Source organism: Planktothrix sp. (genome assembly GCF_046067725.1).
Taxonomy (GTDB): domain Bacteria; phylum Cyanobacteriota; class Cyanobacteriia; order Cyanobacteriales; family Microcoleaceae; genus Planktothrix.
The window spans coordinates 1-13,789 of the sequence record NZ_JBJUDF010000369.1 but is presented as its reverse complement, the minus strand read 5'-3'; the positions used below and the strand labels follow the sequence as shown (position 1 = coordinate 13,789).

The window sequence follows — 13,789 nt, the reverse complement described above, 5'->3', positions numbered from 1 at the left end:
CCAGAAAGCCGCCTATAGTGCGTTGCGCCGTCAGATTCCCTCCCTGGATGCCCAAATTCCAGATGTTATGACGGTCATCCAAACCGACTTTTTGCAAGCTCTTAAAGAAGTTAAACCCGCCGTGTTACGGTCTGTGGAAGTGGAATCTCCCCATGTGGCTTGGGATAATATTGGCGGACTGGAACAAATTAAACAAACCCTACAGGAGTCTGTGGAAGGGGCATTACTCCATCCTCAATTATATTTGCAAACTAAAGCCCAAGCACCCAAAGGCATTTTGCTTTGGGGGCCTCCGGGAACGGGAAAAACCTTATTGGCGAAAGCCGTTGCATCTCAGGCGCGAGCCAATTTTATTAGTATTAATGGCCCGGAACTGTTGAGTAAATGGGTGGGAGCCAGTGAACAAGCGGTACGGGAGTTATTTGCCAAAGCTCGTCAAGCCGCCCCTTGTGTGGTGTTTATTGATGAAATTGATACCTTAGCTCCTGCAAGGGGCCGTTACAGTGGGGATTCTGGGGTGAGTGACCGGGTTGTGGGACAAATCTTAACGGAGTTAGATGGGTTGCAAACGGGGGCAACGATTTTAGTGATTGGAGCCACTAACCGCCCAGATGCGTTAGACCCAGCTTTACTCCGGGCTGGACGCTTGGATTTACAGTTAAAAGTGGATTTACCGAATGCTTCAAGTCGTTTAGCGATTTTACAAGTCCATAACGATGAACGTCCTTTACAGAATGTGGATTTAGGCTATTGGGCCGAAGCAACGGAAGGCTGGAATGGGGCAGATTTAGCATTATTATGTAACCAAGCTGCACTGGGGGCAATTCGTCGTTATCGACACCAGGGCATGACTGACCCGGCTGAAATTCGGATTACAACCGATGATTTTAATGATGCTTACCAAGTGTTAGTTGAACAGCGTGCCACTTAATATTCTACTCTCCCACCTGTCATCCTGAACGAAGTGAAGCATCTCTGGTTAACTGGGAAGATAATCAGAGATTCTTCGCTACGCAACCAATGACCTAACCCACCTGTCATGCTGAACGAGCGTGAAAAGTTAAGTTCGGGAAATTTAATATGATTCCGATTTCTGTTACAACCCAAAAACTTACCTTTGAGGACTATTTACTCTATAATGACAACACCGACACCCGTTATGAACTCGTCGATGGAGAACTGATACCCATGAGTTTAGGGACGGGAAAACACGGGGCAATTACCGAGTTTTTATATGATCAATTCCGCGACCAAATTCGACAATTGCAACTTCCTTGGACAGCTAAACAAATGATAGTGGGAATTCGTTCTCCTCGTGGACGACGTTGGGAGACTTCCCGTATTCCTGATATTACTATATTATCTCAGGCACAATGGGAAACAATGGCGAATCGAGAAGCCGTCATTGATTTTAATGAACCCCCACCCTTTTTAGTCGTTGAAGTCGTTAGTCCGTCTACAAAAACCGATGATTACCGTTCCAAACGTTCAGAATATGGATTACTAGAAATCCCTGAATATTGGATAGTCGATCCTTTAGAAGAAAAAATCACTGTTTGTACATTAGAACATCAATTTTATGATTTAACGGAGTTTAAAGGCGATCATCAAATTAACTCTCCAACCTTTCCAAGTTTTAACCTAACCGTTGTTCAAGTATTAGCTGTAAAATGAGGTGTGTTTGTTAATTACCTTCACTAAATTTTAAAGAAGTAATAATTCTATATCAATTTTTTTGAATGGAGTGTATATTCTGAAATATTGATTTATTTGGTTGTCATCGTATAAACACCATCCCATTCTTCAGGAACAGACGTTTGTAGATATTGTTGCGATCGCGCAATATGAATTTGTACAGCCCGATCGTCTGGACGCATTCTTTTAGCTTCCTCAAAAATCTGAATGGCTTGTTTAAATTCTCTCGCTAAATAAGCAATTCTACCTTGATTAAAACAATCTAAAAATTCTTTTGTAGCTGAATCTAAAGCAATAGAACGGTTACTAATTAACTCATAAATACTCACCGCTTGCTGCTTTCCTTTGACTCGAACCCGATCTAATTCTCGCACCCAAATTTTATCCCTGCATAAATGATAGGTCATCTCACTAATAATAATATCACAGCCATATTGTTTAGTAATTTGTTCCAGACGAGAACTTAAATTAACCCCATCTCCAATTACAGTATAATCCATGCGTTTTTGAGAACCAATATTTCCTGATACCACTTCACCAGAACTCATCCCAATACCAATTTTAATTTGTGGTTCATCCGGTCGCATTTGGTTAAATTCCTTTAAGCGTCGGCGCATATCTAAAGCTGATTGTACCGCCATCCAAGCATGATTATCTCGCAAAGGAAGGGGAGCTCCAAAAACCGCCATTAACGCATCCCCAATAAATTTATCCAGAGTTCCTTCATGGGAAAAAACCGCTTCTACCATCGTTTCAAAATATTGATTTAATAACGCCACCACATCCGACGCTTCTAAATTTTCGGTTAAGGTTGTATACCCTCGAATATCAGAAAATAAAATAGTAACTTCCTTACGTTCTCCCACCATTAACGCATCTTCTCCTAAAGCCATCACCTGTTCAGCAACCCCCGGAGTCATATAACGATACATGGTGGTTTTCATGCGTTTTTCGCGGCTAATATCTTCTAACACTACTAACCCCCCTCGAACGCCACCTTCAGGGTTAGTCAGGGGATTAACGGTTAAATTAATACTGCGTTCAATTTCTCGAATTTGTTGTTTAGGATAAAAGCTTCCATTCAGTTGTAAAGGAGTCGGTTCTCCCCAAGGATAATAAATTTCAGCATGATACCGATCAGGAATCACTAAAGTGGGAACCAGTCCGCTAATTTTTCCATGAGGATCTTCCTGTTTAATTAAACCAACCGTTAAACTTTGTTCAGGAACATAATGACGCGCTCCATGGCGTAAACTATCTTCTAAACGGAATCTTAAATTTTCAATCGGTACGACTTCCCAGACATAACGACCGGTTAATTTTTCTTCCCAATATTGACGGATAATCCGATAGCTTTCGGTGGGGCAGAGTCCTTCCCCCATTTGAGGTTTAGGACAACCTAATAATTCTAAAGCCGCATCATTAATCGTGACAATTTTACCTTGTAAATCTGTTGAAATTACCACATCAGAAAGACTTTGTAAAATATCTTTCTGATATTGTTTTTCAACCATTACATTTTCAAATAACTGAGCATTTTGTAACGCAATTCCCGCCTGAGCATTAAAGGCTCTTAAAAACTCTTCATCAGAATTAGTAAAACTGCCTTTATTCTTATTAATTAACTGCGTTACTCCAATTAATTCTCCCGCTCCATTATAAACAGGCATACATAAAATATTACGGGTTTGATAACCTGTTCTTTTATCCGTTGTCGGGTCAAATCGAGGATCAGAATAGGCATCAGGAATATTCAAAACTTGACCTGTAGAAGCTACATATCCGGCAATTCCTCGATTCGCTGGAATCCGAATTTCCATCATGGTAGAACCATCGGCGGTGGCTACTTTTGTCCACAATTCCTGAGTTTCTTTTTTTAATAAAAATAACGTGCTGCGATCGGCTTTCATTAAATCTCGCGCCTGTTCCATCACCGCTTTTAAGGTAGTTTCTAAATCCAAACTTTGCCCCAAAGTTGTTGTTGCTTTTAATAATGCAGCGACTCCCCGTTGATTCCGGGCAGCAACAAAAAAGGATTGACAACTTTCTAAAATAATTCCAATCGAATCAGCAAAGGCGCGAAATTGCTGTTCATCTTCTTCTGTAAACCCTAAATCTCCCGCTTTATTTAACAATCGAACCACGGCCACCGCTTCGGTCGGATTTTGTAAGGTGAAAATCGGCATACACAGAATACTGCGGGTCTGATATCCCGCAGGTTCATCCACTTCTGCCTCAAATAATAAGCAATTGTGGGCGTCCGCCACATTCATTGCTTCCCCAGTGCGGGCAACATACCCTAAAATTCCCACGTCCATCGGTAAACGGACTTCTTTCGCTTGTCCGGTTTCTTCATCAACTTTCGTATACCAAAGTTGATTTTTACCCCGATTAATTAAAAAAATGGTTGTACGATCCGCTTGTAAAACTTGACCAATTTTGAGGGTAAAGGCATCCAGCAATTGTTCTAATAAACTTTCAATCGCTTCATTATTAATCAGATCAATTGCCCGTAGAAATTGCTGGAATTCTGCGGTAATAAAATCTAAAATGCAAATAAATTCCCCGATTGGCAGATTTTTAACACGCGCTGCCAAGAGGCCCATACGATCCACTTGTGTCAGCGTAGCTAAGATGCTACCAGCATTAGAAAAAGTCATGGGAAGGGGATAGTTTGGGTGACGGATATAGAACGGCTGAACTCTGATTCGAGAGGGTTAAGTGGCTTTGATGGAATACAACCTTCCCAAGAAGCGAGAGTGTGGAATGCGTAAATAATAACAGACAAAGGATGGTCATGGCTGCCATCCTAATATAGCAGTCTAATCGTTCAGGTCAATTCTAAGCAACCGATGGCAAAGAATAACGACTGAGAATCCCTTGATAATAGGAACGAAGTTGTTGGGTGGCGGCGGCCCATCCCCAACGTTCGGCTTCTAAACGGGCATTTTGACGTAAAGTTTCTCGTTCTTGGGGATTGGCAAATAACCGTTGTGTCGCTGTAATCGCTCCTTTCTCGTCACGGGGATCAAACAAATACCCATTAACACCATCGGTGACAATATCAGGAATTCCCCCTGAGCGAGCCGCGACTACCGGAGTACCCGCCGCCATGGCTTCTAATAAAACTAACCCTAACGTTTCGGTACGAGAAGGAAAAATAAACGCATCGGCTGACGCATAGGCGGCGGCTAACTCTTTCCCCCGCAGATAACCGACAAAATGGGTCGGGGTTCCTTGAAAATGGGCTTCTAGGACTTGACGATTGGGGCCATCTCCAACGAGGGCTAAACGAGCATTGGGAAGGGTTTCCAAAACAGGTTTAATCCGTTCAATTTCTTTTTCGGCTCCCAAACGACCCACATAGAGTAATAAATGACAATCCGGGTTTCCCAAGCTGAGGCGATCGCGCATTTCCACACTGGCTAAGCAGGGTTGAAACAGGTCTGTATCAACTCCCCGTTGCCATAAATCCAGCCGTTCAATCCCATGATTTCTGAGTTCTTCTACCATGGCCGTTGAAGTACAAAGATTTAATTGGGCTTGGTTATGGGCTGCTCTTAACATACTCCACAATAGCTCCTCCAACATTCCCAAACCATAATGATGCAAATATTGAGGTAAATGGGTATGGTAGGATGCAACTAAAGGAATATTTAATTTTTTCGCATAATATAATCCCCCTAACCCTAAAATCGCCGGATTCGCAACATGAATTAAATCCGGTTGAAATTTTTCTAATTCCACCCCGATACCTGGATGGGGAATTCCTAATTTTAATTCGGGATACATCGGTAGAGGAAAGCCTTCTACCCCATAAATTCGAGCACCTTTATATTCCGTGAGTCCCCCTGCTGGTGAAATGACTAATACTTCGTCTCCCAACCGTTGTAACTGTTCAACCGTATGACACAGCCGCGTCACGATCCCATCAATTTTGGGCAAAAAGGTCTCCGTGAAAAGAGCGATTCGCATAAAAGCTATACACTGACATCAATAGTCCTAGCTTTCTCATCATCTCAGAATTTGTCATTGCTGTTAATGGTTGCCTGTTGACCGTTGACTATTGACGGTTACCTTGTACAAACGCGCCGTACTAACTCCCTCCCCTTCTCCTCCCCTGCTCCCCCTGCTCCCCCTGCTCCCCCTGCTCCCCCCACTCCCCTGCTCCCCCCACCCCCCTTCCCTGCTATATCATAAAAAAATAGTAATTTTTTGCCCGATTTTGGGGTTAGATTGTAACAATGACAGTTTCGGAAACTCGTTCTATTTCTCTGGTTGATCTGGCTCAAAAAACTCGTTTAGCAGCCCAGAAGTTAGGGGGATTATCAACAAAAGAAAAAAATCAAGCCATTGAAGTTGTTGCTCAAGCTTTAGAAGCAGCAGCACCAGAAATTATTGCCGCTAATGAAGCGGATTGTCGTGCCGCAGAAGCGGAAGGAATTGCCAAACCGTTATATAATCGTCTTAAATTTGATGCAACTAAATTAAAGAGTACCATTACTGGATTACGAGATGTTGCAAAATTACCTGATCCCGTGGGAGTGGTACAAATTCATCGAGAATTAGATCAAGGGTTAAAACTGAAAAGAATCACTTGCCCTTTAGGGGTTTTAGGGGTAATTTTTGAAGCCCGTCCTGAAGCGGTCATTCAAATTTCAGCTTTAGCCATTAAATCGGGAAATGGAGTTATTTTAAAAGGGGGAAAAGAGGCGATTCATTCCTGCCAAGCTTTAGTCAATGCCATTCGTCAAGGATTATCCAAAACTGCTGTTAATCCTGATGTAGTGCAACTTTTAACCACACGGGAAGAAATTTTAGAATTATTGCGATTAGATGATTATGTAGATTTAATTATCCCGCGTGGTTCTAATTCTTTCGTTAAATTTGTTCAGGATAATACTCGAATTCCCGTCTTAGGTCATGCCGAAGGAATTTGTCATATTTATATTGACAAATTGGCAGATCTTCAAAAAGCGATCACTATTACGATTGACGCAAAAACTCAATATCCGGCTGCCTGTAATGCCGTAGAAACCTTATTAGTTCATCAAGACATTGCCCATAAGTTTTTATTAGAAGCCGTCACCGCATTACAAGCTAAAAATGTAGAATTGCGAGGAGATACAAAAACCTTGGAAATTGTTAATATTAAACCTGCTATCGAGGAAGATTGGTCAACGGAATACAGCGATTTAATTTTATCGATTAAAATTGTCGGTAATTTAGAAGAAGCGATCGCTCATATTAATACTTACGGTTCCGGTCATACCGATGCTATTATAACAGAAGATCAAACCGCAGCCAATCTATTTTTAAATCAAGTAGATGCCGCAGGCGTTTTCCATAATTGTTCCACTCGTTTTGCAGATGGATTTCGTTATGGTTTCGGTGCAGAAGTGGGAATTAGTACCCAACAAATGCCCCCTCGCGGGCCCGTTGGTTTAGAAGGATTAGTCACTTATAAATATCAAATGGTTGGGGATGGGCATATTGTAGCAACCTATTCAGGTCAAAATGCTAAATCCTTTACCCATCGAGACTTGTAATACCAAATAAAACCCCCAACCTTTAATTAACAAGGTTTAGGGGGTTGTCAAATCATGATTTAAGAAATTAAAGACAAATAAAACAAGATTCCATTGAGTTATGAATCCTGTTGGTTTTCTGGATCTAATAAGCTCCATTATTTTTAGGAAAAATCACAACACCAATGGTCTTGATAACTATCCATAAATCTGTCCAGAAATTCTTAAAATTGACATAGTATAAATCGATCTGGACGCGACGAGGATAGGGAATATCATTACGTCCTGAAACTTGCCACAGTCCAGTAATTCCAGGTCTAATGGTTAGAATTTTATCCATGTGGCGACCATATTTGTGTAGTTCTTCCACCACTAGAGGTCTAGGGCCGACTACACTCATATCCCCCATTAAAACATTCCAAAATTGGGGAAATTCATCTAAGCTGGTCACTCGTAAAAACCGACCGATCCAAGTAATTCTAGGATCATGTTTAAGTTTGAAATTATTCTGAAATTCTTCCCGCAAATGGGGATGAGTTTCCATCATCTGCGCTAACATTTCATCGGCATTACTCACCATCGTTCTGAATTTAATACATCCAAACAGCTTGCGGTTTTTTCCGACTCGTTCCTGTACATAAAAAACTGACCCTGGAGAGCTTAATGCAATCAGCAGAGCCAAAATTAGATAAACCGGAGCAAACAAAATCAGAACAGACAGAGAAAAGACAATATCAAATGCTCGCTTAAAAAATTCCTCGTCTAAACGCTGTCGAGACAGGGGGCGAGGTATGGCCCGATCAGCCAAGGGCAAAGCCCCCCGCCTTGTGAACCCACGCCGAAGTCCCTTACCAAAGATGAGTTGGCTATTGGCAGTCATCTTACTCCTTCAATTCACACCACACACAGTCCTGATCATAAAGCCTCAAGACACCCAATATAGGTAATTCGGCTTTAGTTCGTCAAAATTCGGATGAAATCTTGTTCCTGACAGAAGGGAGAAACTCCAGTGGAGAAAGGAAAACTCCCCCAATCATCATCTCCCATGAGAAGTATCTTAGGGTGTGATATCCTCTGTGATCACAAACAAGTTTTTACAATCCGAAATCAATTGGCATTTTAGCTGGTTTTCGCAAGAGTCCTCACACCTGACCTATAGGATTAGGGTAGGAATTCCGCCTCCATCAGCACAATTGCTTTTGATGTAACAATGTTATTACATAGATTAGGACGAATCAGATAGAAAGCCTACAGTCTACGATCACAGACAAGATTAGATATTTTACCTGATATTTCCCGATTGAAATTGTTGCCAACAATGCTCCACAAATCCCCAATAATGTTCTTGGAACTGTTTGGGGTTGAACCCAGAGGCGTTTAATCGCGCCATTTCCGGGTTAAACTTCTCCCTAGACTCCTCAAAGGCTTCTATGGCTTCTACCAATGCCTGTTCGGTTTGGGTAGCAAACAGTAAACCTGTGGCTGAATCGGGATATTGTCGCAGATCTCGCACCGTTTCTAAAGCACCTCCAGCACCGTAAGCAATGACTGGAGTACCGCAGGCTTGAGCTTCTACTAAAGCAATGCCAAAATCCTCACAGGAAGCGTAAACAAAGGCTTTGGCATCCTGCATATACTGTTCTACCACTTCCGATGGTTGCCAACCTAAGACCTGTACATTGGGTTTAGCCATCTGCTGAATGGCTTTTAAATCGGCACCTGTACCAATGACTACTAACGGATATCCTAAACGATTGAAGGCTTGCACAATTAATGAAATTTTTTTATAACTAACTAAACGACAAACGGTTAAGTAAAAATCTTGTTTTTGTGGCTGAAACTGAAACCGTTCCACCTGAACTGGTGGATAAATTACCTTTGCTGACCGACGATAGCATCGCCAGATTCGTCGAGCGGTATGTTTAGAATTAGCAATAAAATAATCAACCCGGTTTGCTGAAATCACATCCCATTGTCGCAACCGATGCAGTAAATAGCGGGTGAGCAATCCTTGTAGTCCTTTTCCCGCTAAACTACTATTGAGATAGTCAAAGGTTAAATCCCAGGCGTAGCGCATTGGGGTATGACAGTAACACAGATGGAGTTGATGAGGACTGGTGAGAACACCTTTAGCCACAGCATGGGAAGAGGAAAGAATGACATCATAAGCTCGAACATCAAGTTGTTCAATGGCTAACGGAAGTAAAGGCAAATATTTCTGCACCCCAGAACGTGCAAAGGGAAACTGTTGCAGAAAGGTTGTACCAATGGAACGTTGATATAAATAACTGTGAGGGTTTGTTGATTCAAAATCAATTAAGGCATAAACATCTGCCTGAATATGCTTGAGAATTTCCTCAACCACGAGTTCAGAACCTCCCGTCGCCAGAGGTGTTAACCATTCATGAACCAGTGCATAGGTTAACGACACAGCCAATATCCCATCCAAGAGTGCAAGAATTAATATCGCACAGCTTGGGAATTCCAGAAAGATTGAAACGACTCAAATTGTTCAAATTTCGATTGGTTGCAATAGATCAAATCCTCGTGGGTTTACGCTGGGGCGGATGTCAACTACCAACTACCATCTCCTCTGTGTAGAAAAAATAAAGAATCACTAGAAATTCCCACGTTTCCTGCATTTAGTGTTACTTTAAAGGCAGAGAGTATTGAATTGATCTTGCTCAGGATGTTCCCAGAAGCAAAGGCATCCCCGTTGAAGGAGCGAACCAATTCAATCGATCTCCCTGATTTAGGGTAAAGAAAGCCACCAGCAATTAATTAAAAAAAAGATTAATTCAATATGTCCAGATATGACTCTCACTTACGATGTTCGTTCTGTGGTAAATCTCAAGAGCAAGTTCGCAAATTAATTGCAGGCCCCGGTGTTTATATCTGTGATGAATGTGTTGAACTGTGCAACGAAATTTTAGAAGAAGAGTTTTCTGACCGACATAAAGCAACAGTTTCAAACGGGCGTCAGTCAGAACCGCGTTCCTCCAAGCAGTCAGCCAGCCCCCGATTTTCTTTAGCTTCAATTCCCAAACCCATCGACATTAAAAATTATTTAGATGATCATGTCATTGGTCAAGATGGGGCTAAAAAGGTGCTATCTGTTGCGGTTTATAACCATTATAAACGCTTAAGTGTTGAAAAATTAAATGGGTCGGATTCAGCAGCCGATGATGCTGTGGAATTACAAAAAGCGAATATTCTATTAATGGGGCCAACGGGCTGTGGTAAAACCTTACTTGCCCAATCTTTAGCAAAGTTATTAGATGTTCCCTTTGCCGTTGCTGATGCTACAACCTTAACAGAAGCTGGCTATGTGGGGGATGATGTTGAGAATATTTTATTACGATTGTTACAAGTCGCTGATTTTGATGTTGAAGCCGCACAACGGGGAATTATTTATATTGACGAAATTGATAAAATTGCCCGGAAAAGCGAAAATACCTCGATTACACGAGATGTGTCTGGGGAAGGGGTGCAACAAGCGCTATTAAAAATGTTAGAAGGCACCATTGTTAATGTTCCCCCCCAAGGCGGACGCAAACATCCCTATCAAGATTTTATCCAAATTGATACCAGTAAAATTCTATTTGTTTGTGGTGGTGCTTTTGTCGGTTTAGAAAAACTGATTGAACAACGCTTAGGTAAAAAATCTCTCGGTTTTATTCAGCCTCCCGAACTTAACAAAATTTCTGTTTCTTCCCCACAATTTGATGAAATTCTTAAATATGTTCAACCTGAAGATTTAGTAAAATTTGGTTTAATTCCTGAATTCATTGGCCGACTTCCGGTTTTAACTCGTGTGACTCCGTTGGATGAAAGTGCATTAATTTCCATCTTAACGGAACCCAGCAATGCTTTAGTTAAACAATATAAAAAGCTATTACGCATGGATAATGTGCGTTTAGAATTTGAACCGGAAGCCTTAAAAGCCATTGCCAAAGAAGCCTTCCGTCGTAAAACCGGAGCGAGAGCATTACGGGGAATTTTGGAGGAATTAATGTTAGAAGTCATGTATGAAATTCCTTCTCGAAAAGATGTGGTTCGATGTGTGATTACCCAAGAAATGGTAGAAAAACGTTCTACCGCAGAAGTGCTCTGGCATCCCGCTTGGCATCGACAACATGAATCAGCTTAATCTTCTAAATTCATAAAATCAATTAACTTGCCTCTATAAATTAACAGTAAACTTATAGGGGCAAGTTGATCGAACCTTAACGTGGAAATGATTAAACTTTCAGCCTTCAATAATAGTTTAATTGAAGTTCGACTGATTGAAGGTCGGGATGAAGCTTATATTAATGTTAATGAACATTATTTTTCTTTAGAGACAGGAATAAAACTTAATATTTCTTCAGCGTTGCAAGAAGGAGTTAATCTGTTAAATTTTAAGGTCAAAACTTACTCCTTACCCGAACGAATTATAAGAGGATTAGTCAGTAAAGATTGGTGTGGACGATTTGAACTTTATATTGATGGGAAATTAGCTGGAACCTACAGAAAAAATGGCGGTGTTTTTATGGGTTCCTGTGAATATACCGTTGCTGAAATTGAACTCAATATTAATATTAATCCACCAGGCCCCACTCAAGAAGAACTTTTACGGCAGATTATTAACCGTTTACAACAAATTCCAGGGATGACCCCCGCTAACCCTACAGATGTTCAATATTCTACCCCCTATCTGATCCTAAAATCTAACATCAAAATTCACACCTGGAAAAATCTAGCCGGAGTGGATCATGTTTTCTTAATTGATCCTTTAGAACGTTGTCGTTTTGCAGGTTATGTGGGATGGATTCATGCTCAAAAATTCTATCAAACTTTACAGAAAATTCAGAATGATTTTCTGCCTTCAGCATGAGAAATCACCCTCAATTCAATCTTAACCCATCCGTGATTGGGATAAAAGGAGAAAATAAAATTGCTAGAATCTGATAACTAATAACTGCCAATCCAATCACTATTATTGAGCCGCAACAAGTGTATTTCCAACCACTTCACCCTTTAACATTCGTCCGGCGGCTTCCAATAATTGTTCCTCTAAATAAGGCTTGGTAAAGTAACCTCTTGCCCCTAAATTAAACGCCATTTGACGGTGACGATCCGCCCCCCGTGACGTTAACATAGCAATAGGTAAATTCGTTAACACCGGATCTTTTTGCATCCGAGATAATAACTCCAATCCATCCATCCGAGGCATTTCAATATCGCAGAACACGATATCACAAGGTAAACCAGATTTCAGTTTTTCCCAAGCTTCCTTACCATCTCGCGCCTCTTCTACGCGATAACCTGATTTTTCAAAGGTAATCGACAACAGTGAGCGCACCGTAATCGAATCATCCACAATCAATACAGTCGGTTCAGACTTAGCAGGAGGTAATTCATCCACAGGGGTTCCCATCTGCCAAATCTTGCCTGGCGCATCCTTGCGAATGCGACCCATCGCCAAATCAATCAATTCCAGCACATCAGCGATCGCCACAATTTGACCATCCCCTAACACCGTAGCTCCAGCAATGCCAATCGGTTTCGGAACAGGCCCTTCTAGGGGTTTAATTACAATTTCCTGTTCAATCAACACTTGATCAACTTGTACCGCCAAATAATGACTTGAAGACCGCAGGACAATCACGGAAATCATATCTTCCTCAGCACTGCTGCCATAAACATTCCCCCGACCCAAATGGCGATGATAAGTCAACAATTCTCGCGCCGGACGGAGCGGTAAAATCGTTCCTCGCCACTCCAAGGCTTTACTGCTATCCTCCATGATCCGAATTTGTTCACGGGGGACATCAATCATATCTTCGACCCCATCCATCGGGAAAGCAATCCGCACCCGATCACTCACACAGCATAACGCCCTGGAAATACTCATATTCAAGGGTAAGCGAATGGTGAACGTTGTGCCTTTCCCCAAAGTCGAATCCGTGGTAATCGTACCTCGAATATCGGTTAAACTGGTTCGCACCACATCCATCCCCACCCCACGACCGGCGTATTCATCTGCTACCTCCTTCGTGCTAAAGTTCGGCAAGAATAACAAATCATAAATCTCAGGATTGCTCATACTTTCAGCTTCTTCCGCCGTGATCAATCCCTTTTGAATCGCCTTATTCTTCACCCGATTGACATCAATACCACTACCATCATCGGAAACCGAAATAATCGTTTGGTTTCCTTGGTGAAACACCCGAATCGTAATCCGACCCACTGCGGATTTTCCCGCCGCCAGACGCACATCCGCAGGTTCAATTCCGTGGGTAATCGCATTATTAACTAAATGAATTAACGGGTCATGCAGCTTACCCAATAACATTTTATCAATTAAAGTATCTCGACCCTCCACAAACAATTCAGCTTGTTTGCCACATTTAATCGAAATATCCCGCACCGGACGTTTGAGCGCGTCTGCTTCAATGGCAAAAGGCTCCATTCGCGCCCGATTTAACCCTTCTTGCAACGCGGTTGTAATCCGTCGTAACTCACGGGTCACTTGATCCGCTTCTTCCACTAAAAATTCAATATCCGCCGACGACTCCCGCACT

General features: G+C 41.8%; 10 protein-coding genes. 5 read left to right on the top strand and 5 right to left on the bottom strand.

The window, feature by feature from the left end; genetic code table 11:
- The coding region (locus tag ACKPEB_RS22895) for an AAA family ATPase (RefSeq protein ID WP_408967344.1) at positions 1 to 931 on the top strand (931 nt) is incomplete at its 5' end.
- A gap of 149 nt (positions 932 to 1,080) precedes the next feature.
- Positions 1,081 to 1,674, top strand: a complete 594-nt coding sequence (locus ACKPEB_RS22890; protein WP_408967343.1) for a Uma2 family endonuclease — start codon at positions 1,081 to 1,083, stop codon at positions 1,672 to 1,674.
- Between the two features lie 92 nt (positions 1,675 to 1,766).
- Here ACKPEB_RS22890 and ACKPEB_RS22885 read toward each other — a convergent pair whose 3' ends face one another.
- Both ACKPEB_RS22885 and ACKPEB_RS22880 read right to left on the bottom strand, forming a co-directional pair.
- On the bottom strand, positions 1,767 to 4,355 hold the full coding sequence (locus tag ACKPEB_RS22885) for a GAF domain-containing protein (protein ID WP_408967342.1): 2,589 nt from the start codon (positions 4,353 to 4,355) through the stop codon (positions 1,767 to 1,769).
- Between the two features lie 181 nt (positions 4,356 to 4,536).
- Entirely contained in the window at positions 4,537 to 5,670 is a 1,134-nt protein-coding gene (locus tag ACKPEB_RS22880) for a glycosyltransferase family 4 protein (RefSeq protein WP_408967341.1), read from the bottom strand.
- 269 nt (positions 5,671 to 5,939) lie between these two features.
- Here ACKPEB_RS22880 and ACKPEB_RS22875 point away from each other — a divergent pair, with 269 nt between their 5' ends.
- Positions 5,940 to 7,244, top strand: a complete 1,305-nt coding sequence (locus tag ACKPEB_RS22875; protein ID WP_408967340.1) for a glutamate-5-semialdehyde dehydrogenase — start codon at positions 5,940 to 5,942, stop codon at positions 7,242 to 7,244.
- 124 nt (positions 7,245 to 7,368) lie between these two features.
- Here ACKPEB_RS22875 and ACKPEB_RS22870 read toward each other — a convergent pair whose 3' ends face one another.
- Together ACKPEB_RS22870 and ACKPEB_RS22865 are read right to left on the bottom strand one after the other, a co-directional pair.
- Positions 7,369 to 8,103 (bottom strand): sugar transferase, encoded by a 735-nt coding sequence (locus tag ACKPEB_RS22870; protein ID WP_408967339.1) that lies wholly within the window; start codon positions 8,101 to 8,103, stop codon positions 7,369 to 7,371.
- A gap of 402 nt (positions 8,104 to 8,505) precedes the next feature.
- Complete coding sequence (locus tag ACKPEB_RS22865; protein ID WP_408967338.1) at positions 8,506 to 9,654, bottom strand: glycosyltransferase; 1,149 nt, start codon at positions 9,652 to 9,654, stop codon at positions 8,506 to 8,508.
- A gap of 372 nt (positions 9,655 to 10,026) precedes the next feature.
- On the opposite strand from ACKPEB_RS22865, the gene clpX reads away from it, so the two are divergent.
- Positions 10,027 to 11,373, top strand: coding sequence for an ATP-dependent protease ATP-binding subunit ClpX (clpX, locus tag ACKPEB_RS22860; RefSeq protein ID WP_408967337.1), 1,347 nt, complete (start codon positions 10,027 to 10,029; stop codon positions 11,371 to 11,373).
- A gap of 87 nt (positions 11,374 to 11,460) precedes the next feature.
- Positions 11,461 to 12,099 carry a hypothetical protein gene (locus ACKPEB_RS22855; protein WP_408967336.1) on the top strand — a complete coding sequence of 213 codons (639 nt, stop codon included), beginning with the start codon at positions 11,461 to 11,463 and terminating at the stop codon, positions 12,097 to 12,099.
- 102 nt (positions 12,100 to 12,201) lie between these two features.
- Here ACKPEB_RS22855 and ACKPEB_RS22850 read toward each other — a convergent pair.
- The coding region (locus tag ACKPEB_RS22850; RefSeq protein WP_408967335.1) for a response regulator at positions 12,202 to 13,789 on the bottom strand (1,588 nt) is incomplete at its 5' end.

What these genes read in the sequence shown, in the direction of transcription:
- ACKPEB_RS22890 (WP_408967343.1), top strand. Translation starts at nt 1,081, where the DNA reads ATGATTCCGATTTCTGTTACAACCCAAAAACTTACCTTTGAGGACTAT.
- ACKPEB_RS22885 (WP_408967342.1), bottom strand. Translation starts at nt 4,355, where the DNA reads ATGACTTTTTCTAATGCTGGTAGCATCTTAGCTACGCTGACACAAGTG.
- ACKPEB_RS22880 (WP_408967341.1), bottom strand. Translation starts at nt 5,670, where the DNA reads ATGCGAATCGCTCTTTTCACGGAGACCTTTTTGCCCAAAATTGATGGG.
- ACKPEB_RS22875 (WP_408967340.1), top strand. Translation starts at nt 5,940, where the DNA reads ATGACAGTTTCGGAAACTCGTTCTATTTCTCTGGTTGATCTGGCTCAA.
- ACKPEB_RS22870 (WP_408967339.1), bottom strand. Translation starts at nt 8,103, where the DNA reads ATGACTGCCAATAGCCAACTCATCTTTGGTAAGGGACTTCGGCGTGGG.
- clpX (WP_408967337.1), top strand. Translation starts at nt 10,027, where the DNA reads ATGTCCAGATATGACTCTCACTTACGATGTTCGTTCTGTGGTAAATCT.
- ACKPEB_RS22855 (WP_408967336.1), top strand. Translation starts at nt 11,461, where the DNA reads ATGATTAAACTTTCAGCCTTCAATAATAGTTTAATTGAAGTTCGACTG.